A 26,164-nucleotide genomic window follows, 5' to 3' on the forward strand; every position below is an offset into this window, starting at 1 on the left:
CAGGCCCGCCCGGTCCGGCGCCTTCACGTCGTACCCGACCAGCAGCGTCGAGGCGGGCTGCTCCCGGAGGGTCGCGGGCTGCCGAGCAGCTAGCATCCACTGTGCAGCCACCGGACATCGGGCGGATTCGATCAGAAACATGGCTTGACAACTGCCGGTCAGCCATAGACTGGTGTCGTGGTCAACATCCTCAGAACTGCCGCCGCCACTCTCGCCGCGACCGGACTCGCGCTCGCCCTGGCCGGCTGTGCGGACAGCGGACCCGACCGGGACGACGTGGTGGCGAAGGTCCGCACCGACCCGCGCATGGCGGGTAGCCCCGACAAGGCGATCAACTGCCTGGCCGACTGGTACATGGAGAACGCGACGGTAGAGCAGCGCGAGGCGTTCGTGGCGGGCGAGACGAGTACGAACCCGGACGAGATCGCAGCGGTCGACGGCGCCGTGCTCAACTGCCTCAAGATGGCGGCCGGCACGCCCTGAACCGGCGCCCCGGCCGACGGCTCCGGATCGGGTGTCCGGGTCAGCCGGTGGCGCCGGAGAGCCCGTCCAGCTCCGAGGGGTCGTACCACTCCAGTTCGTGGTCCTCGGCGCCGTCCACGGTGAACTGCGCGTCCGGGTCGCCGGCCAGGGCCTGTTCGACCACCTCGACCGCCGCCTTCACGTCGTCCGCCGCGTCGGCACCGTCCACGTGGATGGCGGCGACCGAGCCGATCCCGATCCGCCCGCCCAGCCGTACGGTGCTGGAGCCGAGTTCGGGATCGGGCCGAGTGACGGACCCCGGGGGGAGATCGACGGCGACGACGACCCGACGCCGGGGCGCCTGCGGATCGGCCCGGAGCAGCCGCAATGCCTCCTGTGCGGCCCGGGTGAAGGCGACGTACTCCAGCTCCTCCTCGTCGCCCTCGGCGTACCACTCGCGCAGTTCGGGAGTGACCGCGTGCCCCTGGACGGCCGTGATCCAGCCCTCCTGGCGCAACTCGGCGAGCATCGGCAGGGTGGCCGGGACATACGCCCGGACGAGTTGGTCTGTCACCGTAGGTCTCCCCCGTTCGACGCCGAACCGCGACGGTGCCCGGTCCGGGCCACGGCGTCGCACCACTCACCCGCGACGGTAGTACACCCGCGGCGTGCCGACCGGCAGCGGACCCGGGACCGGGCCGGGGCACACCGCCGCCATCCGCAGCGGAGGCGGTCAGCGGGACATCGCCGCCGGCCGCGGCGGGGCGGTCAGCGGATCGACCGCCCGGGTCACCAGGCCGGCCCCGGCGACCCGGATCGGGAAGCCCTCCCGGATCCAGTACTCGATGCCGCCGATCATCTCCTTGACCCGGTAGCCCCGGCTGCTCAGCGCGAGAGCCGCCTTCGTCGCGCCGTCACAGCCGGGCCCCCAGCAGTAGGTGACCAGCGGGACGTCCGGGTCGAGCAGCCGAGCGGCGCGCATCGGGATCATCCGGGAGGGTAGGTGGATCGCGCCGGGAATGTGCCCCTGCCGCCAGGCGGCCAGTTCCCGGGTGTCCAGCAGGACGAAGCCGGGGTCGCCGGTGTCGAGCGCGGCGTGCACGTCGGAGACGTCCGTCTGCACCGCGAGCTTGGCGGCGAACCAGGCGCCGGCCTGGTCGGGCGCGGCCGGCGGCACCGCCAGCACCGGGTTCGAGGTCGTGGTCATGCCGAAACGGTACGGCCGCAGCGTCTCCACCAGAAGGCAGATTCCCCGGCGCTGGCCTGGGAACGGCATTGGAACAGCGGTATTCTCCGCTCGTGACCGGTGATTCCCCGAGACTCGACTCGACCGACTGGCGGATTCTCGCGGAACTCCAACGGGACGGCCGAGCCAGCTTCGCCGAACTGGCCCGGCTGGTCGCGATGTCGCCGAGCGCGGTCACCGAGCGGGTACGCCGACTCGAGGAGGCCGGGGTGGTCGCCGGCTACCGGGCCGTGGTGGTGCCGGAGCGGATCGGCCTGCACATCCTCGCCTTCGTCCGGCTCCGCTATCCGACCGGCAACTACCGCCCCTTCCACGCGCTGCTCGACAGCACTCCGGAGATCGTGGAGGCGCACCACGTGACCGGGGAGGACTGCTTCGTACTCAAGGTCGTCGCCCGGTCCATGGGCCACCTGGAGCAGGTGGCGGGCCGGATTGCCGGGCTCGGCGCGGTCACCACCAGCGTGGTCTACTCCAGTCCGCTGCCGGGGCGGGACCTGACGGCGGAGGCGACGAGGCCGCAGTCGATGGCAAACTAAGGCAGCCACCGACTACCGGGAGTTCTTCTGTGGAACCCAGGTTCCTGCTCTTGTCCGACGTCGCCGCCGAGCTGAACGTCTCGGACTCGCAGGTCTACCACATGGTGCGCAGCGGCGAGCTTCCAGCGATCAAGATCGGCGGCCGGGGCCAGTGGCGGGTGGAGCGCGCCCGCCTGGAGGAGTACATCGCGCGCAAGTACGCCGAGACCGCCGAGTGGGTGGCCGGCAACCCACTGGTGGAGCGTCTGCCCGAGTAGGCCCCGGAACACGTCGCCGGGCGCTGTCGGACCGTCCGGGTACCGTCCACTTCGGCTCGACCACCAGTTCCTGCCACCCCACCCCGTGCCCAGGCGGCGTCCTGCGAACCCGGAAGCACGTGCGTGGCGGAGCTCTGTCCAAGGGGCGGCGGGATCGCCTCCGGATCCGGTCAAGGGCTCATCCGGAGACGCGCCGATCGGATTCGAGTCATTGACGACGGCGAGTGGATCGGCTAGAAATTAGCCGGTCGGAGGCAAACGAAAGCAAACACAAGATCAAGGAAGGAGTGAAATGCCCGTCGCCCGCACCCGGCCGCCGGTCCGGCCCACCGTGCGCCTGCGCCCCGTACCGCCCCTTGATCCGCCCTTCGACGACGAACGTGTCCCGGAGACCTGGGTCAACCTGACACCGCCGCCCCGAGCCGTCCCGCCGGCGGTCGAACGGTTCCGGCCGGCGGCGGTAGCCGAGAGTCGGCGCCCGGGCCGGATCGGCCGCCCGCTCGCCGTGCCGACAGCCTCGTCCCGACCCACCGCCCCGGCGAACACGCCGGTTCCGCACCCCCACTCGGGCGGCTTACGGGCGGCCGCTCCGCCGAACCAGGGCGGCGCCGGCAGGGCTGGACCGGTCCCGGACCCCGCCCGGGCAGCCGCCTACCCGGATTCAGGTGCCACCCGGACGACCGCCCCGGCACCAGTCCCGGAGGCCGTGGCCGGCGCGACGCCCGAGGCGAAACGGGCGGCCAAGCGGTTCCTGGACACCTGCCTGGAGATCGTCAACGGCTACCGGCCGGCCGGGCACGTCCGCGCGCTGGCCAGCCCCTCCGACGCGGCCGGCATGGTCGCGCAACTCGCCTCCGCAACGAGCCGGGTCTCCGGCCGGCGCCGACCCGGCCAACCGGTCCGCACCGTGCGGCTGCGCCGACTGAGGGTCTGCGAACCCCGGCCCGGAGTCGTCGAGGCGGCCGCCGCGGTCGGGGTCGCCGGGCGTACCTGGGCGATGGCGTTCCGGATCGAGCGGCGCCGGGGAAGCTGGGTCGGTACCTCGGTGGCCCTGCTCTGACCGGCCGGTGCCGCCGCTCTCGGTCGGGGCGCACCGGTACCGGAGACAGCGGTGCCCCCGACCGCCGAGCGGCGGTCGGGGGCACCGGGACGATCAGGCGTCCCGACGATCAGGCGCCGCCGGGCGCTCCGTGGCAGCGCTTGTACTTCCGGCCCGAGCCACAGGGGCAGGGGGCGTTCCGGGACGGGGCGTTGGCGCCGACCGTCTGGCCCTGAGCGGGTCGGCGCGACGTCGCGGGCGGGGGCGGGCCGCCCACACCGAGCGCCGGTGCCTGCGGACGCTCGACCGCCACCCCGCCGGTCGCCGGAGCCTCACCGTCGATGGTCGGTGCGGAGTACTGGAGACCCTGGGTCCGGGGGGCCCGGCCCAGTCCCTTGGCCCGGATCTCCACTGGTGAGTCCGTCGGCACCTGCATCGGGGCCGGCCCGGCGTCTGCCTCGGCCGGAGCGGGCTTCGCCTCCTCGACCTGGACCTCAAGGTTGTAGAGGAAGCCGACCGTCTCCTCCTTGATCCCGTCCATCATCGTGGCGAACATGTCGAAGCCCTCGCGCTGGTATTCCACCACCGGGTCACGCTGGGCGTAGGCGCGCAGGCTGATGCCCTCCTGGAGGTAGTCCATCTCGTAGAGGTGCTCGCGCCACTTGCGGTCGATGACCTGGAGCAGCACCATCCGCTCCAACTGCCGCATCGCCTCGCTGCCGAGCTCCTCCTCGCGCCGCCGGTACGCCGCGAAGGCGTCCTGCTTGAGCTGTTCGAGCAGGAAGTCGGCGTCCAGGCTGGTCCGCTCGCCGCCGGACTCCTCGACGACGTCGTCGATGGTGACGCCGATCGGGTAGAGCTGCTTGAGGCTGGCCCAGAGCTGGTCGAGATCCCAGTCCTCGGCGTAGCCGTCCGAGGTCGCGCCGGTGACGTACGCCGTCACCACGTCCTCGATCATGTGCTGGACCTGGTCGTTCAGGTCCTCGCCGTCGAGCACCCGCTTGCGCTCGGCGTAGACCACCTGGCGCTGCTTGTTCATCACCTCGTCGTACTTGAGGACGTTCTTGCGGATCTCGGCGTTCTGGCCCTCGATCTGGGCCTGGGCGCTCTTGATCTGCCGGGTCACCATCTTGGACTCGATGGGGACGTCCTCGGGGATGTTGAAGCGCTCCATCACGGCCTCGACGGCGCCGGCCCGGAACCGCTTCATCAGCTCGTCCTGGAGGGAGAGGTAGAACCGCGACTCGCCGGGGTCACCCTGTCGACCGGACCGGCCACGGAGCTGGTTGTCGATCCGGCGGGACTCGTGCCGCTCGGTGCCGAGCACATAGAGACCGCCGACCGAGGAGACCTCCTCGGCCTCGGCGTCGCACGCCTCCTTCCAGCGCGGAAGGATCTCTTCGAGCGCCTTGGCGTAGTCGTCGCCGTGCTCGACCGGGTCCAGGCCGCGCTGCCGCAGCTCGGTGTTGGCCAGGTACTCCGGGTTGCCGCCGAGCAGGATGTCGGTACCCCGGCCGGCCATGTTGGTGGCCACCGTGACCCCGCCCTTGCGCCCGGCCTGGGCGATGATCTCCGCCTCCTTGGCGTGGAACTTCGCGTTGAGGACGGCGTGCGGGATGCCCCGGCGGCGCAGGAGCTGGGAGAGCACCTCGGAGTTCTCCACCGAGACCGTGCCGACCAGCACCGGCTGGCCGAGGGCGTGCCGCTCGGCGATGTCCTCGACGACCGCGTTGAACTTGGCCCGCTCGGTCTTGTAGATCACGTCTGGCCGGTCGATCCGGACCATCGGGCGGTGCGTCGGGATGGTGACCACGCCGACCTTGTAGACCTTGTTGAACTCGCCGGCCTCGGTCTGGGCGGTACCGGTCATGCCGGAGAGCTTGTTGTAGAGCCGGAAGTAGTTCTGCAGGGTGATCGTGGCAAGAGTCTGGTTCTCCTGCTTGATCTCCACGCCTTCCTTGGCCTCGATCGCCTGGTGCATGCCCTCGTTGTAGCGGCGGCCGTGCAGGATCCGGCCGGTGAACTCGTCGACGATCAGGACCTCGCCCTCGTTGACGATGTAGTCCTTGTCGCGCTTGTAGAGCTCCTTGGCCTTGATCGCGTTGTTCAGGTAGCCGACCAGCGGGGTGTTCACCGACTCGTAGAGGTTGTCGATGCCGAGCCGGTCCTCCACCTTGGCGACGCCGCGCTCGGTCACCGCGATGGTCCGCTTGGCGTAGTCGACCTCGTAGTCGCCCTCGCCGTCCTTGCCGGGCTGGAGCCGGGCCACCACCCCGGCGAACTCCGAGTACCACCGGGCGGAGTGCTCGGCCGGACCGGAGATGATCAGCGGGGTCCGGGCCTCGTCGATCAGGATCGAGTCGACCTCGTCGACGATGGCGAAGTTGTGCCCGCGCTGGACGAGGTCCTCCTTGCTCCAAGCCATGTTGTCCCGGAGGTAGTCGAACCCGAACTCGTTGTTGGTGCCGTAGGTGATGTCGGCCTCGTACGCGGCCCGGTGCTCGGCGGACGGCCGGTTCGGCAGGATCACCCCGACGGTCAGGCCGAGGAACTCGTGCACCCGCCCCATCCAGGCCGCGTCCCGCTCGGCGAGGTAGTCGTTCACCGTGACGATGTGCACGCCCTTGCCGGAGAGCGCGTTGAGATAGGCCGGCAGCACCGAGGTCAGGGTCTTGCCCTCACCGGTCTTCATCTCGGCGATGTTGCCGAAGTGCAGCGCCGCGCCGCCCATGATCTGCACGTCGTAGTGCCGCTGGCCGAGCACCCGCGACGCCGCCTCGCGCACCGTGGCGAACGCCTCGGGCAGCAGGTCGTCGAGGGTCTCGCCGTCGGCCAGCCGTTCCCGGAACTGGTCGGTGAGCGCCCGCAGCTCCTCGTCGGTGAGGTTGACGTAGTCGTCCTCGATCGAGTTGACGGCGTTGGCGATCGCCTTGAGGCGGCGCACCATGCGCCCCTCGCCCGCGCGTAGGACCTTTTCCAGAATCGACACGGATCAACGCTCCCCTAGACAGTCTGCCGAACCATCGTAGGCGCATCACCGGCCCGATCGTCAGTCGCGCCGCCCCTCCCGTTCAGCGAACCGGACATTCTGTCCGATAGTAGCCCCGAGGGCCGGTAAATCCGGTTACGCCCAGGGCGAATGCTCCGGCACGATGACCCGATGGACCAGAAGAGCGGGCCGGACGGGGTCGAGATCGTCGAGGCGGGGCTGTTGCTCCGGCCCTGGCGGGCCGAGGACGTAGAGGACGTACACCGGGCGTGCCAGGATCCGGCCATCCAGCGCTGGACCGCCGTACCCAGCCCGTACCGGCTGGAGGACGCGATCGACTTCGTCACCAAGCGGGCTCCGCAGGCCTGGTCTACCGGGTCCGGAGCGCCCTTCGTGGTCCGCGACGCGGCCACCGGCGAGTTGCTCGGCTCCTGCGGGCTGGTCACCATCGACCCGGTGCTCCGCTCCGGAGAGGTCGGCTACTGGACCGCCCCCTGGGCGCGGGGCCGGGCGGTGGCCGTCCGGGCCACCCGGGCGGTGAGCCGGTGGGCCTTCGCGGAGTTGGGGCTGCGCCGGATCATCTGGCAGGCCGAGGTCGGCAACCACGCCTCCCGGCTGGTCGCGCTCCGGGCCGGCTTCCAGGTCGACGGGCGGCTCCGGCTCGCCGACCCGCACCCGCACGGCACCCGGGACGGCTGGGTCGGCTCGCTGCTGCCGGAGGACCTGGCCGCCGCCGACCCGGACGGCCCGGACGCCACGGGACCGACCGACGGGCCGGCCGGCAAGGGTTCGCTCCAGGCCCGCCGGGCCGCCGTCTTCGCCGCGCCGCAACCGGTGCTCTTCGCCCGGCCCGCCGGCGGTACGGAGTTGCGGCTCCGCCCCCTGCACGAGCCCGACCTGGACCCGATCGTGCAGACCTGCCGCGACCCGGAGAGCATCCGCTGGACCACCGTGCCCGACCCGTACCAGCGCTCGGACGCGGAGTTCTTCGTGCACGAGCACGGCCCGACGGTGTGGCGGCGGGGCACCGGCGCGGTCTTCGCGATCGCCGACGATTCCGACCGGTACGCCGGGGTGGTGGAACTGCGGATCTCCCCGAGCGATCCGCTCGTCGCCGACCTGGGTTTCGCCGTCTCGCCGTGGGCACGCGGCCGTGGCTACTGCCCGGCGGCGGTCGCGGCCGTCTGCGCCTGGGGATTCACCGCCCTGAACCTGGCCCGGATCGAGTGGCGGGCCAACACCGGCAACACCGCCTCGCGCCGGGTCGCGGAGAAGGCCGGCTTCACCTTCGAGGGCACCGCGCGACACGCCCTCAACCACCGGGGCAACCGGGTCGACGCCTGGGTCGGCGCCCTGCTTCCCGGCGATCTCGGGCTTCCGGCGGACCCGGGCCCGGTCGGAGCCGGCGGCTGACCTGCCCTGGGACCAGCCCTGCGGCGACCTCGGCTGACCGCCCGATGCCAGCCCTGCGGCGACCTCGGCTGACCGCCCGATGCCAGCCCTGCGGCGACATCGCCTGCCCGCTCGGACAGGGCGGCACCCGGCGAGCGGTCCTGGGTGCGCCACCGGCCCCGGGTAGCTGCCCCGGGGCCGGTGGAACACGGTGGAATCAGGTGGCCAGGGCGATGATGCCGTAGTCGTAGCCCTTGCGCCGGTAGACGACGCTGGGGCGGCCGGACTCCTTGTCCAGGAACAGGTAGAAGTCGTGGCCGACGAGTTCCATCTGGAACAGCGCGTCGTCGACCGTCATCGGCTCGGCCGGGTGCACCTTCTCCCGGGCGATGTGCCAGGGCTGCGCGTCGTCGTACTCGTCGAACTCCGGCTCGGAGACCGCACGGCCGTTGCCGTTCGACTTCGCCGGTGCGGGGGCGGTGAGGGTGGCCAGCGCCGAGTCGCTGGCATCGACGACCGGCAGCCGGGCGGTGGCGGCGGCGACGGAGACCGGGGCGTGCCGGCCACGGTGTACGCGACGCCGGTCGGCGGCCCGACGCAGTCTCGTGTCAAGTTTCGAGATCGCCGCGTCGAGGGCACTGTAGAAGTCCTTCGCGCACGCCTCCGCACGGACCACGGGTCCGCGGGAGATACAGGTAATCTCTATTCGCTGGCAGTGATCGGACTGTCGCGGATTGCGTTCGTGAAAGAGTTCCACATCGATCCGAATAAGCTTGTGATCGTAGCGCTCGATCTTGGCGAGCTTCTCGGCTACGTGCACTCGGTAATGATCCGGCACCTCGACGTTTCGACCCTTGACCACGAGATCCATGCGTGACCTCCCTGCGCCATCGGAGAGTCTGCGGAAACAAAAATCCCGGTCAGCCCGCCCCTGGAGTCTCCATTCGGCTTGACCGGATCGGGAACAACGGCGATGCCTCCCTCCAGGTGCGTCTGCGGGGCGTTGAACACCCGTCATACCCCCGGTAAATAAGACGCTAACCCCAATCGACCCGGCAGTCACCCCGGACGCCAAGACCAATTCGAGAAGATTTGCAGGAACCGCACGACAGGGTGAATCTGGCAACACGCAGAGTGAGCATTTCTCATCGCGATCGACGCGGCGAGCACCCGCCGGCATGGACGGACCACGCCCTGCGGTCAGCCGCGCCCGCGTCGGACGGTCGCGGCCAGCACCGCCGCCGCGTACACCGGGATGCCGGCGCTCTCCAGCCGCCGGGCCACCGCCGCCAGGGTGACCCCGGTGGTCACGACGTCGTCCAGTAGCACCACCACCCGGCCGGCGGCGAGCCGGCGGACGGTGCCCGACCGCCCACTCCGGAGCCGGAACGCGTCCCGGGCCGCCGCCGCCCGGCCGGCACTGCCCAGCGTGGCCGAGTCGGGCCGGGGCACCGCGCGCAGCGGATGGGCCACCGCCACCGACCAGCCGGCGGCCCGCAACCGGCCGGCGGAGTGCCGGGCCAGCCGGCGCAGATGATCACCGTGCCGGGCTCGCACCGCCCGCGCGGTCGCCGGCACCGGCACCAGCAGCACCGGCCGCCGCCCACCCGCGGCCTCCGCCACCACCTCCGCGAGCAGCCTGCCCAACGGCCGGGCCAGACCGTGCCGACCCCGTTCCTTGTACGACAGCAGCGCCTCCCGCAACGCACCCCGGTAACTGCCGAGCGCCACGCAGTCCGGCAGGCCCGGCGGCGCCGGGGTGGGGCGTACCGGAGTCGGGCGCAGCGCCGCCAGACCGGCGGAACAGGTTGCGCAGACGCCCTGACGCAGCGGCAGCCGCTCGGCCCGGCAGCCCGCGCACTCGGCCGGCAGCACCAGATCGGTCAGCTCGGCCCAGACCCCCGCCAACACCACGCCTCCGCTCAGTAGAGGTAGAAGGAGGCGGTGGCCGAACTCACGTCGGGCGGCGGCGCGCCCCACCCGGGGGCGATCTGGCCCGGGGTGATGACGGTGGATTCGGAGACGAACGCGACCTCGTTCGCCTCGTACGTCAACGGCAGCGGCTGCGTCGCCAGGAAGGTGGGGTCCGCGGCCAGCGCCTCGACGGGAGCCCGGCTGACGTACCTGATCTCCTGCCGCTCCAGCGAGCCGTCGACGTTGATCCGGTTGATCACCTTGGCGTTCTCGCCATCCACGCCCGCGACCACGAGCGAGTTCTCGCTGAACCAGTCCACCGCGCTCAGCGAGTGCGGCGAGATGGCCAGCTGACGGGGTGACTCGACGTTCAGCCCACCGTCGTCCGGGCGTACCCCGGCGACGTAGAGCCGGCCGCCGGAGACGAAGGCGATCCGGTTGCCGTCCATCGACGCCGCCACCGCCGTCACGCCGGGGGACGCACCGGGGAAGGAGACCGGGGTCAGCTCCGGATTCCCCGCGCTGAAGGTCCAGAGCTTGCCCTCGGCCACGACCAGCCCGACCGGCCCGCCGAGACCCGCCTCCTTCAACCAGACCGGCCGGCTCATGTCGGCGTACGGCCGCTGACCGGTCAGCAGGGAGCTCGCCGCACCCGGCCCGGTACCGGTACGCAGCCGGAAGGACTGGCCGTCCCGAACGACCAGCGCCACCGCGACGTCGTCGCCGTTGCGGCTCACCCCGGCGGTGACGATGTCGTGGTTCTCGCCGGCGGGGATCGGCACCGCGTTCGGTTCGCCCGGCTTGGTCAACGGATAGATCCGGCCGGCGAACACGCCGAACCGGGCGGCGCCACCCTTGAGCTGGTAGAGCGGGTGGTCCCGCCGGTAGTCGTCGGCGACCCCGATCATCCTGGACTGGTTCTGGATCTTCAGTTCCAGCTCGTTGTCGAGCAACTGGTTGTTCCGCAGCGACCAGACGATCTGGGTGAAGAGCCGTTCCAGGTCGAGCTTGGTCTCGAAGGCGCCGGCCTTGACGGCGAGGTTGATCTCGAGCCGCCCTCCCTGCTCCGGCGCCGGCACGTTACCCACCGGGGTGGTGCCCTCGGGCAGCGCGACGGCCGACTTGAGCCATTCCGCCGGGCCACCGGTCAGCCAGTCGAGCACGGCGGTGGCGTGTTGCGGCACCGGCACGGTGCGCGGCAGGTAGCGCAGGTCCGGCACCAGCGAGGTGCCGTTGGCGTTCCAGAAGTAGATGGTGTGTTCCTCGTAGTAGTCCCGCAGTGCGTCGTCGGTCATCAGCAGCACCGCCGGGTGCTTGAGCACCCACAGCCCGCCGCCCGTGCCCGGGTCGCGCGGCGCGGCACCGACGACGAAGTCGTACACCGTCTCCTGGCGCACCGGCTCGCCGATCGAGCCGTTGGCCCGGAGTACCCCGATCTGCTGGACCGTGACGATCACCTTGCTGGTGCCGTCCTTGTTCTGGGTGACCTCGATCCCGCCGCCGTCGAGGTCGACCCGGACGACGTTGATGTCACCCTTGTCGTCCGGCTTCGGCTTGAACCGCTCACTGTCTTCGATGTACTCGTTGAACCGCTTGTACGCCTCGCCCGCCTCGCCGGCCGCGGCGGTGAGGAAGTTCCTGGCGAATGCCTCCGGGTCGCTGCCGCTCGCGGTGCGGTCGGGCGGCCGGGCAGCCGGCCGGTCCGCCGGAGCGGCGTTCGCGACCGGTCCCCGCCCGTCGACCCGGACGTCGCTCTCACCCGGGATACCGCAGCCGACCAGCCCGGAGAGAAGCACCACCACGGCCCCGAGCGCGATGCCGCGCCGGTTCATCTGGTCACCTCGCTCCGCTCGGCGTCGGCCGGGGTCCTCGGACCGGCCAGCCCACCCGGTACCGGATCGACGGCCTCGTCCGGGACAGCCGCGCCGGCCGGCCCGTCGGCAGGGCCCGGCACGCCGTCGGCAGAGTCCGGCACGCCGTCGGCAGGGCCCGGCACACCGTCGACGGGGGTCGGTATGGTCCAGCCGAGGTCGTCCGTGACCGCCAGCGGCGCGTCGGCCGGCACCAGGCGCAACGGCGACGAGGTCAGCCGGTCACCGGCCCGGGCCGGCAGGGTCAGCCGGAACTGGGCGCCCTCCCCCGGTGCGCCCCACGCCTCCAGCCAGCCGCCGTGCAGCCGGGCGTCCTCCAGGCTGATGGAGAGGCCGAGCCCGGTGCCACCGGTCTGCCGGGCCCGCGACGGGTCGGCCCGCCAGAACCGGTTGAAGACCAACTTCTCCTCGCCGGGCTTCAGCCCCACACCGTGGTCCCGGACCGTGATCGCGACCGCCGTCTCGTCCGCCGCCAGCACCACCGCCACCGGTTTGCCGGCACCGTGCTCCACCGCGTTGCCGACCAGGTTGCGCAGGATCCGCTCCACCCGGCGCGGGTCGACCTCGGCGATCACCGGAGTCTCCGGCACCGTCACCCGCAACGGGGTGCCGCAGCGGCTGGCGAGCGACTCCAGCCGGTCGACCACCCGGTGCACCACCGGCACCAGGTCGGTGGGCTCGGCGTCCAGCATGGCGAACCCGGCGTCGAACCGGCTGATCTCCAGCAGGTCGGTGAGCAGGTCCTCGAAGCGGTCCAGTTCGGCGTGCAGCAACTCGGCGGTACGGGTGACCGCCGGGTCGAACTCGTCCCGCTCCGCGTAGATCAGGTCCGCCGCCATCCGTACGGTGGTGAGCGGGGTACGCAACTCGTGCGAGACGTCCGAGGTGAACCTCCGTTGCAGCCGGGACATCTCCTCCAGCCGGACGATCTGGCGTTGCAGGTTCGTCGCCATCTGGTTGAACGACGAGGCGAGCATCGCCAGGTCGTCCTCGCCGTTGACCACCATCCGCTGGTCGAGCAGCCCCGCCGAGAGCCGCTGGGCGGTGCGGGCGGCGACCCGTACCGGATTGACCACCAGCCGGGTGACCAGCCCGGAGAGCAGCCCGAGGAGGACGACCAGGGCGAACCCGGTGGCCAGTACGGTGGCCCGGGAGCCGTCCGCGATCTGGTCCCACCTGGTCAGCGGGACGAAGTAGTAGAGCTCGACCTGACCGAGCCGGGTCGGCACCGGCGAGCCGTAGACCAGGTATTTCGTCGGCCCCTTGTCGAAGAGGTCGCCGGTGCGGAACTGGTGCGCGATGTCGCCGCCCTTGACCGCGTTCTCCAGCCCGGGGGTCAGGATGCCGCTGACGTCCACCTGCGGGGAGGTGGCCGGGGCGACGCCGGTGACCCGCAACGTCACCACCACGCCGCCGAGCTGGGCCGGATCTCCGCCGGCCAGGTAGTTGACGGTGTTCTCCAGGGTGGTACGCAGCCGCTGCTCCGCGACCGTCGTGTGGTTGCTGAGCTGCTCGGAGGCGTACTCCTGGCCGTCCTCGAGCCGGCTCTTGACGTCGCTGGTGGCGTTGTCCAGGACGATCTCGGTGATGTTGTCGGCGACCAGATAGGCGAACCCGCCGACCAGCAGGCTCGACGCCACCAGGGTGATCGTGACGACCCGCACCTGGAGCGAGCGCCGCCAGGTGCGGTGCAGGCCGGTGGCCGCCCTCGCCAACCGGACCGAACTGACGCGCCGCAACCGCCGCCCGGTCGCGGCGACACGGCCGAGCAGGGCGGACGACGAGGTCAGGGTACGGGCCACAGTGCGCCCCAGGCTATCCGGTGCCCGCCTTGTAGCCGACTCCCCGCACCGTCAGGATCACCTCGGGTCGCTCCGGATCCGGCTCGATCTTGGCGCGGAGCCGCTGGACGTGCACGTTGACCAGGCGGGTGTCGGCGGCGTGCCGATAGCCCCAGACCTGCTCCAGCAGGACCTCCCGGGTGAAGACCTGACGCGGCTTGCGGGCCAGCGCCACCAGCAGGTCGAACTCCAGCGGGGTCAGCTTGACCTCCTCGCCGTCCCGGCTGACCGTGTGCGCCGGCACGTCGATGTTGATCTGGTTGCCGGGCGGACCGATGGTCAGCAGCTCCGGCGCGGCGTCCTCGCCCCGGCGCAGCCGGGCCCGCATCCGGGCGACCAGCTCCTTGGGCTTGAACGGCTTGACCACGTAGTCGTCCGCGCCCGACTCCAGCCCGAGCACCACGTCCACGGTGTCGCTCTTGGCCGTCAACATCACGATCGGGATGCCCGACTCTGACCGGATCGCCCGGGCCACGTCGATGCCGCTCATCCCCGGCAACATCAGGTCGAGCAGGACGATGTCGGGACGGTTCTCCCGGAACGCGGCCAGCGCCCGCTCCCCGTCGGCGACGAACGAGGGCAGGAAACCCTCGCTGCGCAGCACGATTCCGAGCATCTCGGCCAGCGCGGGGTCATCGTCGACGACCAGTACCCGGGCTCTCATGACACTAATATTCCACCCTCTTTTCCACGGCGTGGCCCCCGCACCTCCCGGCGCGGCGCACCGCCTGGCCTTCCCTGGGCGCGAGGCGCAGTAGCTTACCCTGGTCAACCACCCCGCACCAGGGATGATCACCGCCGATCGGCCGCCGCCGACGCACATCGAACCGTGACGCGGGGACCGGCCGAGCGGCTCCGGCCGGGAGGACCGGGCGTGACACCATGACTGCTGCGGCGCGTACCCCCCGCACCCTCGATGCCCGCCAGGAGTTCGTTTGCCCGACGCCGGCCCGACCGCCGTACTGCCGCTGCGGCCGCTCACCGTCGGTGAGCTGATCGACTCGGCGGTGCTGCTGTTCCGCGACCACGCCCGGGTGCTGGTACCGGTCGCGCTGGTGCTGGCCGCGCTGGAACAACTCCTGCTGCACCCGCTGCGGCTGGTCGCCGAGGTCACCCCGCCGGCCTACCTGCCGAGGATCGACGAACTGCCGGCGTACTGGTTCCTGCTGGCCGTCGGCGCCGCCTGCGAGGCGGTGATCGTCGCACTGCTCGGCAACCTGACCGCCCGGGCGGCCGGTACGGTCCTGCTCGATCCCGGCACCCGGGTCCGCCGGCTGCTCCACCCGCGCGGCGCCCGGCTCCCGGCGACGGTCCTGGTCGCCCTGCTGGCCGGTGCCGTGATGTTCGTGGCGTCCCTGGTCATGCCGCTCTGGGTGATCGGGTTCGCGCTACTCGGCTCCGTGGCGCCGGCGATCGTGCTGGACCGGCTGGGCCCGTTCCGGGCGCTGTGGCGCTCCGCCACCCTCGCCCTGCGCACCGGCGGCCGGGCGGCGGCGGTACGGGTGCTCGGCTACCTCGTCTGGTGGCTGTTGCGGATCGGGCTCGCCGTCGGTGCCGTCACCGGCCTGAACTCGCTCGGACTGCTCGCGGAGCAGTGGCAACTGCCGGTCGGGCTGGCGGTCTGGGCCCTGGTCAACAGCGTCGCCTATCCCGCGCTCGCCTGCCTCGACGCGGTGGTCTACCTGGAGGGGCGGATCCGCACCGAGGGGCTGGACATCGTCGTCGACCGGGCCCGGCGGACCGGATCGCCGATCCTCACCCCGCTGGCGGGCCGACGGTGAACTTCAGCCGCTGGTGGACGGAGACGACGGCCGCGCTCGGCGACCGGATACCGCTCCCCCTCGTCGCCCTGCTCCTGGTGCTCGCGGCCGTACTGGTCGCGCTCGGCTGGTTCCACTACCCCGCCTGGGTGCCCCGCCGGCTGCCGCGCTGGCGGCTGTCCCGGTGGCGGCGACGGCGGCCGCCCCGTCCGACACCGGCCGCCGAGCCCGAGGCGGCGGCGGAGCAGGATCCGGAGCTGCCGGACGTACCGGCGGAGCGGCTGGTCGCCCTCGCCGACCGGTTGGCCGCCGAGGGCCGGTACGCCGAGGCGGTCCGCGAGCGGTTTCGGGGAATGGTCCGGGAACTGGTCGACCGTGGAGTACTGGAGCACCGGCCCGGGCTCACCGTCACCGAACTCGCCACGGCGGCCGCCCGGAACCGGCCCGAGGTGGACCCTCCGCTCGCCGAGGCCGGCCGGCTCTTCTCCGACCTCTGGTACGCCCAGCGCCCGGGCCGGCGCGAGCACGACGACCGGATGCGCACGCTCGGCACCGACCTGGACCAAATCCTCGACGGCCCGCCCGGCACCGCCGACGGGGTGGACCGGGAGCTGAGCCAGCAGATCGCCCAGCACGGAAAGGCCCCGGAGACGACCCAGGACGGGATGGCCCGGAGATGACCCCTGCCCCGGAGACGCCCGTTCCGGACGCCCGCGCCTCGGACACCCACGCCCCGAGCGGGAACCGGCCCGGTCGCGCCGAGCCACCCGGACCGGACCGGTCGGGGATGCCGGCAGCGGCGGGCCGCCGACGGCGCCGCTGGCACCGGGTCGCGATCCCGCTCGGCGCCGTCGCCGTGTTGCTCGCGGTCACCGGGATCACCCGGGCGATCGACCAGCCGGACCCCGGCTCCGTCGGCTTCCTCTCGCCGGTCAACGTCGACGACGAGGGCGGGAGCCGGCTCGCCGACCGGCTGCGCAACGAGGGCGTCACCGTCGAACGGTTCACCAGTACCCGCCGGGCACTGATCGAGGCGACCAGCCGGGGATTCACCCTCTTCGTCCCCTCCCCCGGGCTGGTCCACCCGCTCTACCTTCCGTACCTCGCCGAGCCGGCCGTCCGCGCCCGGGTGGTGCTGGTCGACCCGCCGCAGCGGGTACTGGACGACGCCGGACTGCCGCTGGCCGTCGCCGGCCGGCGCTGGGCCGCCGGTGCGGTCGAGGCCGACGCCGACGGCCGCCCCTGCCCGCTGCCCGAGGCGGCGAGAGCCGGCCGGGCCGCCGTACTGCTACAGCGGTACGCCAGCCCGCCCGGCCTGGGCGACGGTACCGACCACTGCTACGCGAGCGGGCTGGTCCGGACGGAGCAGCGCGGCAGCGAGGTCGTGGTGATCGGCGCCAGCGACCCGTTCCGGAACGACCGGATAGCCGAGCAGGGAAACAGCGCGCTCGCCACCGGACTGCTCGGTACCCACGACCGGGTCGTCTGGCTCGACCTCGCCGGGCCGGAACCACCGCCGCCGTACCACCGCGACGGCGAACTGGAGCCGTGGACGTCGATGCCGGACGGCTCCGGCACCGGCTCCGACGGCGAGCGCGAGGGGGGCGACGGCGACCGGGAGTACGAGGGCCGCCCCCAGCCACAACCCGGGCAGGACGACCAGGGCGCCCCGCCGGACCGGCGCAATCCGCTCTGGGACGCCTTCCCGCCCTGGTTCTGGGCCCTGCTGGCACAGCTCGCCCTGGCCCTGCTGCTGGTGGTGCTCTGGCGGGCCCGCCGGCTCGGGCCACCGGTCGCCGAGCCGTTGCCGGTGACCGTCCCGTCCGCCGAGACGGTGCTGGGTCGCGGCCGGCTCTACCAGCGGGCCCGGGCGTACGGGCCGGCGGCGGAGACGCTGCGGGCGGCCGCCCTGCACCGGCTGACGCAGTCCCGGGCCGTACCGCAGGACGCCGGTCCGGACGAGCTGGCCACCGCCGTGGCGGCGCGTACCGGCCGGGGCGCCGCCGAGGTGCACGACCTGCTGCACGGCCCGGCCCCGGAGACCAACCAGCAGCTGCTCGACCTGGCCCGGGCGCTCGACGACCTGGCCGCCTCCCCCGGCACCGCCCCGTCCGACCAGCCCCGGCACGACCGCCCCATCGAAGGAGAAGCCCGGTGACCCGACCCGCCGGAACGACCGACCCGCGCTACGCCGCCGCGCCGTACCCGGTTCCGGCCCAGGCCGGCGCCCCGGCGGAGGCCGACGAGGCCCGCGCCGCCCTGCACCGGCTGCGGGCCGAGGTCGCCAAGGCGGTCGTCGGGCAGGACGCCGTGGTCACCGGGATGGTGATCGCGCTGCTCTGCCGGGGGCACGTGCTGCTGGAGGGCGTACCGGGGGTGGCCAAGACGCTGCTGGTGCGGACCATCGCGGCCGCCCTGGACCTGGAGTCCAAGCGGCTCCAGTTCACCCCGGACCTGATGCCCGGCGACGTCACCGGGTCGCTCATCTTCGACCCGCGCACCGCCGCCTTCACCTTCCGGGAGGGTCCGGTCTTCACCAACCTGCTGCTCGCCGACGAGATCAACCGGACGCCGCCGAAGACCCAGGCCGCGCTGCTGGAGGTGATGGAGGAGCGGCAGGTCTCGGTGGAGGGGAACCGCCGGCCGCTGCCGGACCCGTTCATCGTGGCCGCCACCCAGAACCCGGTGGAGTACGAGGGCACCTACCCGCTGCCCGAGGCCCAACTCGACCGGTTCCTGCTGCACCTGACGATGCCGCTGCCGAACCGGGACGAGGAGCTGGGCGTCCTCCGGGCGCACCACGCCGGCTTCGACCCGCGCGAGCTGACCGCCGCCGGGGTACGCCCGGTGGCCACCCCCGCCGACCTGGCGCTGGCCCGGGCGGGAGTCAGCCGGGTCGCCGTGGTGGAGAGCGTGCTCGGCTACATCGTGGACCTGTGCCGGGCCACCCGGGTCGCGCCCGCGCTGGAACTCGGCGCCTCGCCCCGGGGCGCCATCGCGCTGCTGGTCACCGCGAAGGCCTGGGCCTGGCTGGCCGGGCGCGACCACGTCACCCCGGACGACGTCAAGGCGATCGCCCGGCCGACGCTGCGGCACCGGTTGCGGCTGCGGCCGGAGGCCGAACTGGAGGGCGTCACCACCCGGTCGGTACTGGACGCGGTGCTCGGCACCGTGCCGACGCCACGATGACGGGACGGGCGGCGATCCTGCTCGGTGCGGGCGCGCTGACCCTGCCGCTCTGGCCCGCCCCGTGGCTCGGCGTGCTGGTGATGTCCGGGCTGGTGCTGGCGCTGACCGTGTTGGACTGGCGGCTGGCCGCCCCACCGGGCGCGATCGAGGCAAGCCGGGACGGCGACCGGGCGGTCCGGCTCGGCGACACCGCCACGGTCTCGGTGCGGCTGCACAACACCTCGGACCGGCCGCTGCGCGGACTGGTCCGGGACGCCTGGGTGCCGTCCGCCGGGGCACGGTTCGACTTCCCCGGCGCCCCGACGGTACGCGTCGAGCCCGGTGCCCGGGTGGAGCTGCCCAGCCGGCTGACCCCGACCCGGCGCGGCGACCGGGCGGCGCTGCGGCTGACGCTGCGCTCGTACGGGCCGCTGGGGCTGGCGTTCCGGCAGCGCGCGGAGCGGCCGGCGACACCGCCGTGGACCCTGCGGGTGCTGCTCCGGTTCGAGTCCCGCCGGCACCTGCCGGAGAAGCTGGCCCGGCTGCGGATCATCGACGGCACGGAGGTGGCCCGGGGGCGGGGCCAGGGCACCGAGTTCGACACCCTGCGCGAGTACGTGGTCGGTGACGACGTGCGCTCGGTCGACTGGCGGGCCAGTGCCCGCCGGGCCGACGTACTGGTCCGGACCTGGCGGCCGGAGCGTGACCGGCGGGTGGTCTGCGTACTCGACACCGGGCGGACCTCGGCGGTGCGGGTCGGCGACGAGCCCCGCCTCGACGCCGCCATCGACGCCAGCCTGCTGCTGGCGGCGCTGGCGGCCCGGGCCGGTGACCGGGTCGACCTGCTGGCCGTGGACGCTGCTGTCCGGCTCGCGCTGACCGGGGGCGCCCAGTCGACGCTGCTGGCCCGGATGGTCGACGCGCTCGCCCCGCTCCAGCCGGCCCTGGTGGAGACCGATTTCGAGCTGGTCGCCGGGGAGATCCTCCGGCGGCAGCGCCGGCGCTCTCTGGTGGTGCTCTTCACCGCCCTGGAACCGGGTGCGCTCGGCGAGGGGCTGCTGCCGGTGCTGCCCCGGCTGGCGACCCGGCACCGGGTGATCGTGGCGTCGGTGCACGACCCGGTGCTGACCGACCTCACCACCCGCCCGCCGGAGACCGTGCAGGATGCCTACGCGGCGGCCGCGGCCTGGCGGGCGCTCGGCGACCGGGACCGGGTACGCGCGGCGCTGGCCCGGCACGGGGTGACGGTGGTGGACTCCCCGGCCGACCGGCTGGCGCCGACGGTCACCGACACGTACCTCCGGCTCAAGGCCCTCGGCCAGCTCTGAGCCTCGGCCAGCCCTGAGCCTCGGCCAGCCCTGAGCCTCGGCCGGCTCTGAGCCGCGCCCGCGGGCAGCTCAGGCCCGCCCCGGCTCCTCGGCCGCCGGACCCGGTTCCGCTGCGGCGGCGCGCCGGCCGAACCAGCAGACATAGCCGAGGAAGCCGAGCCAGCCGAGTACACCGATCCCGACCCGGATCCCGGTGGGTACCGCCGCCGGGGTGACGAAGGCCTCGATGAGACCGGCGACCGCGAAGAGCCCCACCAGGCCGACCGCGACCAGGACGCCGGAGCGGCCGGCCCGGGCCACCGCCTGGCCCCGGGTCAGGTCGCGCGGCGGCGCGATCCAGGCCCAGCCGATCCGCAGGCCGACACCGGCCGCCACGAAGATCCCGGTCAGCTCCAGCAGGCCGTGCGGCGTGATCATGCTGAAGAAGACGTCGGTACGGTCGTAGGCGGCCAGCACCCCGCCGGTCACGCCGATGTTGAGGGCGTTGTGCCAGAGCAGGTAGAAGACCGGCAGGATCAGGATCCCGGAGGCGAGGCAGCGGGCGGCGACCCAGGCGTTGTGGGTCCACAGCTGGAACGCGAAGCTCGGTGCCGAGTATTCGCTGTAGTACCCGACGAACCGGGCCTCGAACGCCTCGGCCGCGGCGTCCTCGCCGATCAGGGCCGCGGCGTTCTCCGGGTGCCCGGCGATCCAGTACATCAGGAAGCCCGCGACCAGGACGAACCCGACGCCGACGCCGGTCCACCACGGCCAGGCCCGGTAGACGGCCAGTGGGAAGCCGGCGGAGAGGAACCGGCGGACGGCCGCCCAGGAGAAGCCGGACCGGCCGGCGAGCCGGGCGCGGGCCGCCAGCACCAACTGGGAGAGCTGGGCGACGAGTACCGGGTCGGGCGAGCGGCTGCGGACCACCGACAGGTGCGTCGCCACCCGCTGGTAGAGCGCGACCAGCTCGTCGGCCTCGTCCGCGCCGAGCCGCCGCCGCCCGGTCAGCTCGGCCAGCCGCCGCCATTCCCGGTCGTGCTCGGCCGTGTACGCGTCGAGATCCAACTCAGCTCCCCAGGGTTCGCGACCATAGTGTTCACTGTGCTGGTGACAGCGCAACCACCGAGGTCCGCTCCGGCCCGGCCGGCGCCCCCCGCCGGGTACGGCGCGGACGCCGGACTGGTCAGCGGCGAGGCGGTCGAGTTGGACGTCCGGGCCGCTCGGCTCGGCTCCCGGGTGCTGGCGCTGCTGATCGACATCCTGACCCAGATCACCCTGGCGGTGGTCCTGGTGATGTGCGCGGGGATCCTGCTCACCTCGCTCGTCGGCCCGGGCGCCTTCGACGGGGCGACCCTGCGCGGCCTGCAGACCGTCGGCGTGGTGCTGGTCCTGGTCGGCTACCCGGTGGCCTGCGAGACCCTCAACTCCGGCCGTACGGTCGGCAAGCTCGCCGTCGGGCTGCGGGTGGTACGCGCCGACGGCGGTCGGGTCGGCTTCCGGCAGGCGCTGACCCGCAGCCTGGTCGGCGTGGCGGTGGAGTGGCCGGGTCTGGTGCTGCCGCTGCTGACCTGGGCGGTGGGGGTGACCGTGATGCTCACCGATCCCCGCGGGCGGCGACTCGGTGACCTGGCCGCCGGCACGCTGGTGATCCACGACCGGAGTCCCACCGGCACCGGGTACGTCCCGACCATGGTTCCGCCGCTGGCCGGCTGGGCGGCGACCCTGGACCTGACCCGGCTGGACGACGGCCTGGCGCTGGCCGTACGCCAACTGCTCAGCCGGACCTCGACGTTGACCCGGGAGGCGCGGCGTGGGCTGACCCGGTCGCTCTGGGCGGAGGTGGCGGCGGTGACCTCGCCACCGCCCCCGCCGGGCCTGCCCGAGTGGGCGTACCTGGCCGCCGTACTGGCCGAGCGGCACATGCGGGCCCGGCAGCGGCTGGCGCGTACCCGATCGGTGACCTCGACGCTCTGGCCGGAACTCGCCCCGCCGGCCGCCGAGCCCGCACCACTGCGGCCGGCGGTGCCGGCGCTGGCTCAGCCGGCGGTGCCGCAACCCGCGATGGCCCGGCCCGTGGCGGCCGGGTCCGGGACGCCGAACGGGTCGGCCCGGTGAAGGCGTTCCTGCCCTGGCTGCTGGTCCTGGCGGTGGTGATCGCGCTGAACGCGCTGCGACTCCGGCCGCTCGCCACCGCGGTCGCGATCGCCTGGCTCGGCTACTGCCTCTGGACCTGGTTCCGGCCGCGTCCGCGATGACCCGCCCCGGCACCTGACGAGCGAGCCCGGGACGGCAGGGCTGCCGTCCCGGGCTCGTCGGTCGATGCTCAGTAGCGGTAGTGCTCGGGCTTGTACGGCCCCTCGACCGGGATGCCGAGGTAGCTGGCCTGCTCCTTGGTCAGCTCGGTCAGCTTGGCGCCGAGCGCGTCCAGGTGCAGCCGGGCGACCTTCTCGTCCAGGTGCTTCGGCAGGGTGTAGACGCCGACCGGGTACTCCTCACGCTTGGTGAAGAGCTCGATCTGCGCGATCGTCTGGTTGGCGAACGAGTTCGACATCACGAAGCTCGGGTGTCCGGTGGCGTTGCCCAGGTTGAGCAGCCGCCCCTCGGAGAGCACGATGATCGAGTGGCCGTCGTCGAACTGCCAGACGTCCACCTGCGGCTTGATGTTGATCCGCTGCACGTCGGAGCGCTTGGCCAGCCCGGCCATGTCGATCTCGTTGTCGAAGTGGCCGATGTTGCCGACGATCGCCTGGTGCTTCATCCGGGCCATGTGGTCGTTGCGGATGACGTCGAAGCAGCCGGTCGCGGTGATGAAGATGTCGGCGGTCTCCACCACGTCGTCCAGGGTGGAGACCTGGTAGCCGTCCATCGCGGCCTGGAGCGCGCAGATCGGGTCGACCTCGGTGACGATGACCCGGGCTCCCTGGCCACGCAGCGACTCGGCGCAGCCCTTGCCGACGTCGCCGTAGCCGAGCACCACTGCGGTCTTGCCGCCGATCAGCACGTCGGTGGCCCGGTTGATGCCGTCGATCAACGAGTGGCGGCAGCCGTACTTGTTGTCGAACTTGCTCTTCGTCACCGAGTCGTTGACGTTGATCGCCGGGAAGAGCAGCGTGCCGTTCTGCTGCATCTCGTAGAGCCGGTGCACACCGGTGGTGGTCTCCTCGGTCACGCCCTTGATGCCGGCGGCGACCCGGGTCCAGCGCTGGCCGTCCACGCCGAGCGAGCGGTGCAGCAGGCCGAGGATGACGGCGTACTCCTCGGAGTCGGCGCTCTCCACCGGCGGTACCGCGCCGGCCTTCTCGAACTGGGCGCCCCGGTGTACCAGCAGGGTGGCGTCGCCGCCGTCGTCGAGGATCATGTTCGGCCCCTGGCCGTCCGGCCAGAGCAGCACCTGCTCGGTGCACCACCAGTACTCTTCGAGCGTCTCGCCCTTCCAGGCGTAGACCGGGACTCCGGACGGGGCGTCGGGGGTGCCGTCCGGCCCGACCACGATGGCGGCGGCGGCGTGGTCCTGGGTGGAGAAGATGTTGCACGAGGCCCAGCGGACCTGGGCGCCGAGCGCCACCAGGGTCTCGATGAGCACTGCGGTCTGGATCGTCATGTGCAGCGAGCCGGTGATCCGGGCACCGCGCAGCGGCTGCTCGGCGGCGTACTCGCGACGGATCGACATCAGGCCGGGCATCTCGTGCTCGGCGAGTCGGATCTCCTTGCGCCCGAACTCGGCGAGGGAGAGGTCCGCCACCTTGTAGTCGCCCTCGGCGACAGTGCCGGGCCGGGGCGCGGCGGACGAACCACCCGCGGGTGCCGGGAGAGTGCTGGTCATGAAGGCTCCTGTCGTACGGTCTGCGGCGCGACCCTCCACGTTACGCCCCGGGGCTACCGTGACGGATTCCGGCCGGGTCGCAATCCGGACAGTACGGGTCGGGGCGGGGATGGCCCGAACCGGGCGGTACGTCGCCGGGCGGACGCCGGACAGCGCGCGGGGCGGTCGGTCCCGGGCGGATTTCCACCCAGTCTCCGGCCGCCCCGCGCATCCCCCCGGTTTGGTTCCCCGCGCGTGTCTCGGACCTAGTCTCGATAACGCTGCGTACTCACAGCGTCACACTGGGCAAAGATGATGTCAAGCCGATCCGCAAATTTCCGTTTCATACCGACTCGCGTCTCGGCGGCAGACCGGGCAGAACGCCACGGTCGGACGGCTCAGGCGAGTCCGACCGAGGCGACGTAGAGTTCGCCGTCGCCACTGACGGTCAGCGGCCCGCCGTCGGCCCGGCCGATCGCCGCCGCACCAGGGCCGAGCCGCGCCGACCCGGCGCCGTCCGCCACGGTGACCTCGCCGGCCAGGCAGAGCGCGATCCGGGGGCCCCGCAGCTCCAGCCGGGCCGATCCGACCCGCCCGTCGAGGCGTACCCCGTGCAGGGCGAAGTCGTCCACCGGCACCGGCCAGGTGACCACCCCGGGGCTCACCGGCACCGGGCTGAGCACCGGATCGGCCAGCACCTCGAAGCGGAGCACCCGGAGCAGCTCCCGCACGTCCACGTGCTTCGGGGTCAACCCGCCCCGCAGCACGTTGTCGCTGGCCGCAAGGATCTCCACCCCGGCGCCGTACAGGTAGGCGTGCAGGTTGCCGGCCGGCATCCAGATCGCCTCGCCGGGAGCCAGGTTGACGTGGTTGAGCAGCAGCGCCACCAGTACGCCCGGATCCGCCGGATAGCGTCCGGCCAGCTCACGGGCCAGCTCGGCCGAGGCGGCGAACTGCCCGCCGACCTCCGCCGCGACCACCGCCGCGACCAGCTCGGCCCGCTCCGCCGACGGCCAGGTGAGCAGGGTACGCACCGCCTCCGGCAACCCGTCGGTGCCGGCCCGCAGCGCGGCGACCACCGGATCGAGCGCGGCCAGCCCGAACGCGTCGAGCAGCTCCGCCGAGTGCTTGGGGTCGCGGAACCCGCACAGGGCCCGGAACGGCGAGACCGCGACCAGCATCTCCGGCTTGTGGTAGGGGTCCACGTAGTTGCGGTGGGTCAGCTCGGGGTCGGTCGTCTCCGCCGCGTAGCCGGCCCGGGCCTGCTCGGCGTCCGGATGCGCCTGCAACGACAGCGGCGCCTCCGGCGCCAGCACCTTGAGCAGGAACGGCAGCCGCTGACCGAACCGGTCGATCACGTCGGCACCGAGCCAGCGCCCCGGATCCTCGGCGAACGCGTCGACCAGGCTCAGCGGCACCCCACCCCGGTGCAGCATGCTCGGGTCACCGGGATGGGCACCCAGCCACAGCTCCGCCTCCGGGCCCTCGCTCGGCACGGGACGGCCCTGCAACTGCGCGAGGACGGTCCGCGACCCCCACGCGTAGTCGCGGATCCGGCCGTGCAGCGGTTCCACCGCTCAAGCCCCCTTCAGTTCCGGTACCCCGTCCGCGGGCTGCTCCGCGTTGCGGTAGATGTCCGGCTCCAGATAAATCACCCGGGCGATCGGTACGGAGTTGCGGATCCGCGCCTCCACCGAGTTGATCCCCTCGGCCAGCTCGGCCGCCGTCTCGTACGGCCGCACCGCGACCTTCGCCGCGACCAGCAGCTCCTCCGGACCCAGGTGCAGGGTCTTCATGTGGATGATCCGCTCGACCTCGGAACCCGAGGTGATCGCCTCCTCGATCCGCCGGACGTCCTCCGGATCGGCCCCCTCGCCGAGCAGCAGACTCTTGGTCTCCAGCGCCAGGATCACCGCGATCGCCACCAGCAGGATGCCGATCGCCGCGGTGCCGGCCGCGTCCCAGTAGCCGTTGTCGGTGATCAGGGTCATCGAGACGCCGATCAGGGCGAAGACCAGACCGAGCAGCGCGCCGAGGTCCTCCAGCAGCACCACCGGCAGCTCCGGTGCCTTGGCCCGGCGGACGAACTCCTTCCAGGAGGCCTTGCCCCGGACCGCGTTCGACTCGACGATCGCGGTCCGGAACGAGAACGACTCCAGGATGATCGCGACCACCAGTACGACGACCGGCAGCCACTGCCAGCTCTCGATACCGTGCGGCCCGTGCTCCCGCTGCTCGTGCCACTTGTGGTACGCCTCGTAGAGCGCGAACAGGCCACCGACGCTGAACAGCACGATGGAGACGATGAACGCGTAGATGTAGCGCTCCCGGCCGTACCCGAAGGGGTGTTGCGGGGTCGCCCGGCGCCGCGCCCGGCGCCCGCCGAGCAGCAGCAGCGCCTGGTTGCCGGAGTCGGCCACCGAGTGGATCGACTCGGCGAGCATCGACGACGAACCGCTCAGCCCGAACGCGACGAACTTGGTGACCGCGATGCCCAGGTTGGCCAGCAGGGCCGCGACGATCGCCTTGGTACCGCCACCCGCACTCACGACCGGTCCTCCGCCGCGTCGGCCGGGA

Annotated in this window: 24 protein-coding genes; 12 read left to right on the plus strand and 12 right to left on the minus strand. The window is 72.6% G+C overall.

Annotation, left to right across the window (positions count from 1 at the left end):
• Positions 1–177 precede the first annotated feature (177 nt).
• Positions 178–483, plus strand: a complete 306-nt coding sequence (locus V1634_RS23075; RefSeq protein ID WP_331209962.1) for a hypothetical protein — start codon at positions 178–180, stop codon at positions 481–483.
• A 40-nt stretch (positions 484–523) separates the two neighbouring features.
• On the opposite strand, the gene V1634_RS23080 is transcribed toward V1634_RS23075, so the two are convergent.
• Both V1634_RS23080 and V1634_RS23085 read right to left on the minus strand, forming a co-directional pair.
• Positions 524–1,036 carry a DUF6912 family protein gene (locus V1634_RS23080; protein WP_331209963.1) on the minus strand — a complete coding sequence of 171 codons (513 nt, stop codon included), beginning with the start codon at positions 1,034–1,036 and terminating at the stop codon, positions 524–526.
• A gap of 159 nt (positions 1,037–1,195) precedes the next feature.
• On the minus strand, positions 1,196–1,669 hold the full coding sequence (locus V1634_RS23085) for a rhodanese-like domain-containing protein (RefSeq protein ID WP_331209964.1): 474 nt from the start codon (positions 1,667–1,669) through the stop codon (positions 1,196–1,198).
• A 92-nt stretch (positions 1,670–1,761) separates the two neighbouring features.
• Between V1634_RS23085 and V1634_RS23090 the strand changes: the two genes are divergently transcribed.
• The 3 genes from V1634_RS23090 to V1634_RS35515 all read left to right on the plus strand — a co-directional run bounded on the left by V1634_RS23090 (position 1,762) and on the right by V1634_RS35515 (position 3,561).
• Positions 1,762–2,244: an Lrp/AsnC family transcriptional regulator gene (locus tag V1634_RS23090; RefSeq protein WP_331209965.1), complete on the plus strand. Its 483-nt coding sequence runs from the start codon at positions 1,762–1,764 to the stop codon at positions 2,242–2,244.
• Positions 2,245–2,273: 29 nt separating this feature from the next.
• Positions 2,274–2,501 (plus strand): helix-turn-helix transcriptional regulator, encoded by a 228-nt coding sequence (locus V1634_RS23095; protein WP_107267987.1) that lies wholly within the window; start codon positions 2,274–2,276, stop codon positions 2,499–2,501.
• 292 nt (positions 2,502–2,793) lie between these two features.
• The gene (locus V1634_RS35515) at positions 2,794–3,561 is read left to right on the plus strand and encodes an Rv3235 family protein (protein WP_407951831.1); all 768 of its coding nucleotides are present in this window, start codon (positions 2,794–2,796) and stop codon (positions 3,559–3,561) included.
• A gap of 109 nt (positions 3,562–3,670) precedes the next feature.
• Here V1634_RS35515 and secA read toward each other — a convergent pair whose 3' ends face one another.
• Positions 3,671–6,529, minus strand: a complete 2,859-nt coding sequence (gene secA / locus V1634_RS23105; RefSeq protein WP_331209967.1) for a preprotein translocase subunit SecA — start codon at positions 6,527–6,529, stop codon at positions 3,671–3,673.
• A 171-nt stretch (positions 6,530–6,700) separates the two neighbouring features.
• On the opposite strand from secA, the gene V1634_RS23110 reads away from it, so the two are divergent.
• Positions 6,701–7,942: a GNAT family N-acetyltransferase gene (locus V1634_RS23110; RefSeq protein WP_331209968.1), complete on the plus strand. Its 1,242-nt coding sequence runs from the start codon at positions 6,701–6,703 to the stop codon at positions 7,940–7,942.
• 196 nt (positions 7,943–8,138) lie between these two features.
• On the opposite strand, the gene hpf is transcribed toward V1634_RS23110, so the two are convergent.
• The 5 genes from hpf to mtrA all read right to left on the minus strand — a co-directional run bounded on the left by hpf (position 8,139) and on the right by mtrA (position 14,211).
• The gene (hpf, locus tag V1634_RS23115; RefSeq protein WP_331209969.1) at positions 8,139–8,792 is read right to left on the minus strand and encodes a ribosome hibernation-promoting factor, HPF/YfiA family; all 654 of its coding nucleotides are present in this window, start codon (positions 8,790–8,792) and stop codon (positions 8,139–8,141) included.
• 329 nt (positions 8,793–9,121) lie between these two features.
• A complete protein-coding gene (locus V1634_RS23120) occupies positions 9,122–9,832 on the minus strand; it encodes a ComF family protein (protein WP_331209970.1) in 711 nt (236 codons plus the stop codon).
• Between the two features lie 11 nt (positions 9,833–9,843).
• Entirely contained in the window at positions 9,844–11,667 is a 1,824-nt protein-coding gene (locus V1634_RS23125) for an LpqB family beta-propeller domain-containing protein (RefSeq protein ID WP_331209971.1), read from the minus strand.
• Complete coding sequence (gene mtrB / locus V1634_RS23130) at positions 11,664–13,478, minus strand: MtrAB system histidine kinase MtrB (protein ID WP_407951834.1); 1,815 nt, start codon at positions 13,476–13,478, stop codon at positions 11,664–11,666. Before mtrB ends, V1634_RS23125 begins: the two co-directional genes overlap by 4 nt.
• A 43-nt stretch (positions 13,479–13,521) precedes the next feature.
• Positions 13,522–14,211, minus strand: coding sequence for an MtrAB system response regulator MtrA (gene mtrA / locus V1634_RS23135; RefSeq protein WP_101369873.1), 690 nt, complete (start codon positions 14,209–14,211; stop codon positions 13,522–13,524).
• Between the two features lie 271 nt (positions 14,212–14,482).
• On the opposite strand from mtrA, the gene V1634_RS23140 reads away from it, so the two are divergent.
• The 5 genes from V1634_RS23140 to V1634_RS23160 all read left to right on the plus strand — a co-directional run bounded on the left by V1634_RS23140 (position 14,483) and on the right by V1634_RS23160 (position 19,803).
• Positions 14,483–15,328 (plus strand): hypothetical protein, encoded by an 846-nt coding sequence (locus V1634_RS23140; protein ID WP_331209972.1) that lies wholly within the window; start codon positions 14,483–14,485, stop codon positions 15,326–15,328.
• Entirely contained in the window at positions 15,325–15,987 is a 663-nt protein-coding gene (locus V1634_RS23145) for a DUF4129 domain-containing protein (protein ID WP_331209973.1), read from the plus strand. Before V1634_RS23140 ends, V1634_RS23145 begins: the two co-directional genes overlap by 4 nt.
• Complete coding sequence (locus V1634_RS23150) at positions 15,984–17,465, plus strand: DUF4350 domain-containing protein (protein ID WP_331209974.1); 1,482 nt, start codon at positions 15,984–15,986, stop codon at positions 17,463–17,465. The genes V1634_RS23145 and V1634_RS23150 overlap by 4 nt, the downstream gene beginning before the upstream one ends.
• A 101-nt stretch (positions 17,466–17,566) precedes the next feature.
• Positions 17,567–18,496 (plus strand): AAA family ATPase, encoded by a 930-nt coding sequence (locus V1634_RS23155; protein ID WP_331210037.1) that lies wholly within the window; start codon positions 17,567–17,569, stop codon positions 18,494–18,496.
• The gene (locus tag V1634_RS23160) at positions 18,493–19,803 is read left to right on the plus strand and encodes a DUF58 domain-containing protein (RefSeq protein WP_331209975.1); all 1,311 of its coding nucleotides are present in this window, start codon (positions 18,493–18,495) and stop codon (positions 19,801–19,803) included. Before V1634_RS23155 ends, V1634_RS23160 begins: the two co-directional genes overlap by 4 nt.
• A gap of 69 nt (positions 19,804–19,872) precedes the next feature.
• Here the strand turns inward: V1634_RS23160 and V1634_RS23165 are convergent, their stop codons facing one another.
• A complete protein-coding gene (locus V1634_RS23165) occupies positions 19,873–20,850 on the minus strand; it encodes a stage II sporulation protein M (protein WP_331209976.1) in 978 nt (325 codons plus the stop codon).
• A gap of 42 nt (positions 20,851–20,892) precedes the next feature.
• Between V1634_RS23165 and V1634_RS23170 the strand changes: the two genes are divergently transcribed.
• Both V1634_RS23170 and V1634_RS23175 read left to right on the plus strand, forming a co-directional pair.
• Positions 20,893–21,900 (plus strand): RDD family protein, encoded by a 1,008-nt coding sequence (locus V1634_RS23170; RefSeq protein ID WP_331209977.1) that lies wholly within the window; start codon positions 20,893–20,895, stop codon positions 21,898–21,900.
• The gene (locus V1634_RS23175; protein WP_331209978.1) at positions 21,897–22,040 is read left to right on the plus strand and encodes a hypothetical protein; all 144 of its coding nucleotides are present in this window, start codon (positions 21,897–21,899) and stop codon (positions 22,038–22,040) included. Before V1634_RS23170 ends, V1634_RS23175 begins: the two co-directional genes overlap by 4 nt.
• Before the next feature lie 68 nt (positions 22,041–22,108).
• Here V1634_RS23175 and ahcY read toward each other — a convergent pair whose 3' ends face one another.
• The 3 genes from ahcY to V1634_RS23190 all read right to left on the minus strand — a co-directional run bounded on the left by ahcY (position 22,109) and on the right by V1634_RS23190 (position 26,136).
• Positions 22,109–23,608, minus strand: a complete 1,500-nt coding sequence (gene ahcY / locus V1634_RS23180; protein ID WP_331209979.1) for an adenosylhomocysteinase — start codon at positions 23,606–23,608, stop codon at positions 22,109–22,111.
• Between the two features lie 377 nt (positions 23,609–23,985).
• Positions 23,986–25,161 (minus strand): mannose-6-phosphate isomerase, class I, encoded by a 1,176-nt coding sequence (gene manA / locus V1634_RS23185; RefSeq protein ID WP_331209980.1) that lies wholly within the window; start codon positions 25,159–25,161, stop codon positions 23,986–23,988.
• 3 nt (positions 25,162–25,164) lie between these two features.
• Positions 25,165–26,136 (minus strand): cation diffusion facilitator family transporter, encoded by a 972-nt coding sequence (locus V1634_RS23190; RefSeq protein WP_331209981.1) that lies wholly within the window; start codon positions 26,134–26,136, stop codon positions 25,165–25,167.
• Positions 26,137–26,164: the final 28 nt, after the last annotated feature.

Origin of the sequence: Plantactinospora veratri (assembly GCF_036421995.1) — a bacterium.
Classification (GTDB): domain Bacteria; phylum Actinomycetota; class Actinomycetes; order Mycobacteriales; family Micromonosporaceae; genus Plantactinospora; species Plantactinospora veratri.

Coding starts and splice junctions, on each gene's coding strand:
- V1634_RS23085 (WP_331209964.1), bottom strand. CDS start 1,669: ATGACCACGACCTCGAACCCGGTGCTGGCGGTGCCGCCGGCCGCGCCC.
- V1634_RS35515 (WP_407951831.1), top strand. CDS start 2,794: ATGCCCGTCGCCCGCACCCGGCCGCCGGTCCGGCCCACCGTGCGCCTG.
- V1634_RS23110 (WP_331209968.1), top strand. CDS start 6,701: ATGGACCAGAAGAGCGGGCCGGACGGGGTCGAGATCGTCGAGGCGGGG.
- hpf (WP_331209969.1), bottom strand. CDS start 8,792: ATGGATCTCGTGGTCAAGGGTCGAAACGTCGAGGTGCCGGATCATTAC.
- V1634_RS23125 (WP_331209971.1), bottom strand. CDS start 11,667: ATGAACCGGCGCGGCATCGCGCTCGGGGCCGTGGTGGTGCTTCTCTCC.
- mtrA (WP_101369873.1), bottom strand. CDS start 14,211: ATGAGAGCCCGGGTACTGGTCGTCGACGATGACCCCGCGCTGGCCGAG.
- V1634_RS23150 (WP_331209974.1), top strand. CDS start 15,984: ATGACCCCTGCCCCGGAGACGCCCGTTCCGGACGCCCGCGCCTCGGAC.
- V1634_RS23160 (WP_331209975.1), top strand. CDS start 18,493: ATGACGGGACGGGCGGCGATCCTGCTCGGTGCGGGCGCGCTGACCCTG.
- ahcY (WP_331209979.1), bottom strand. CDS start 23,608: ATGACCAGCACTCTCCCGGCACCCGCGGGTGGTTCGTCCGCCGCGCCC.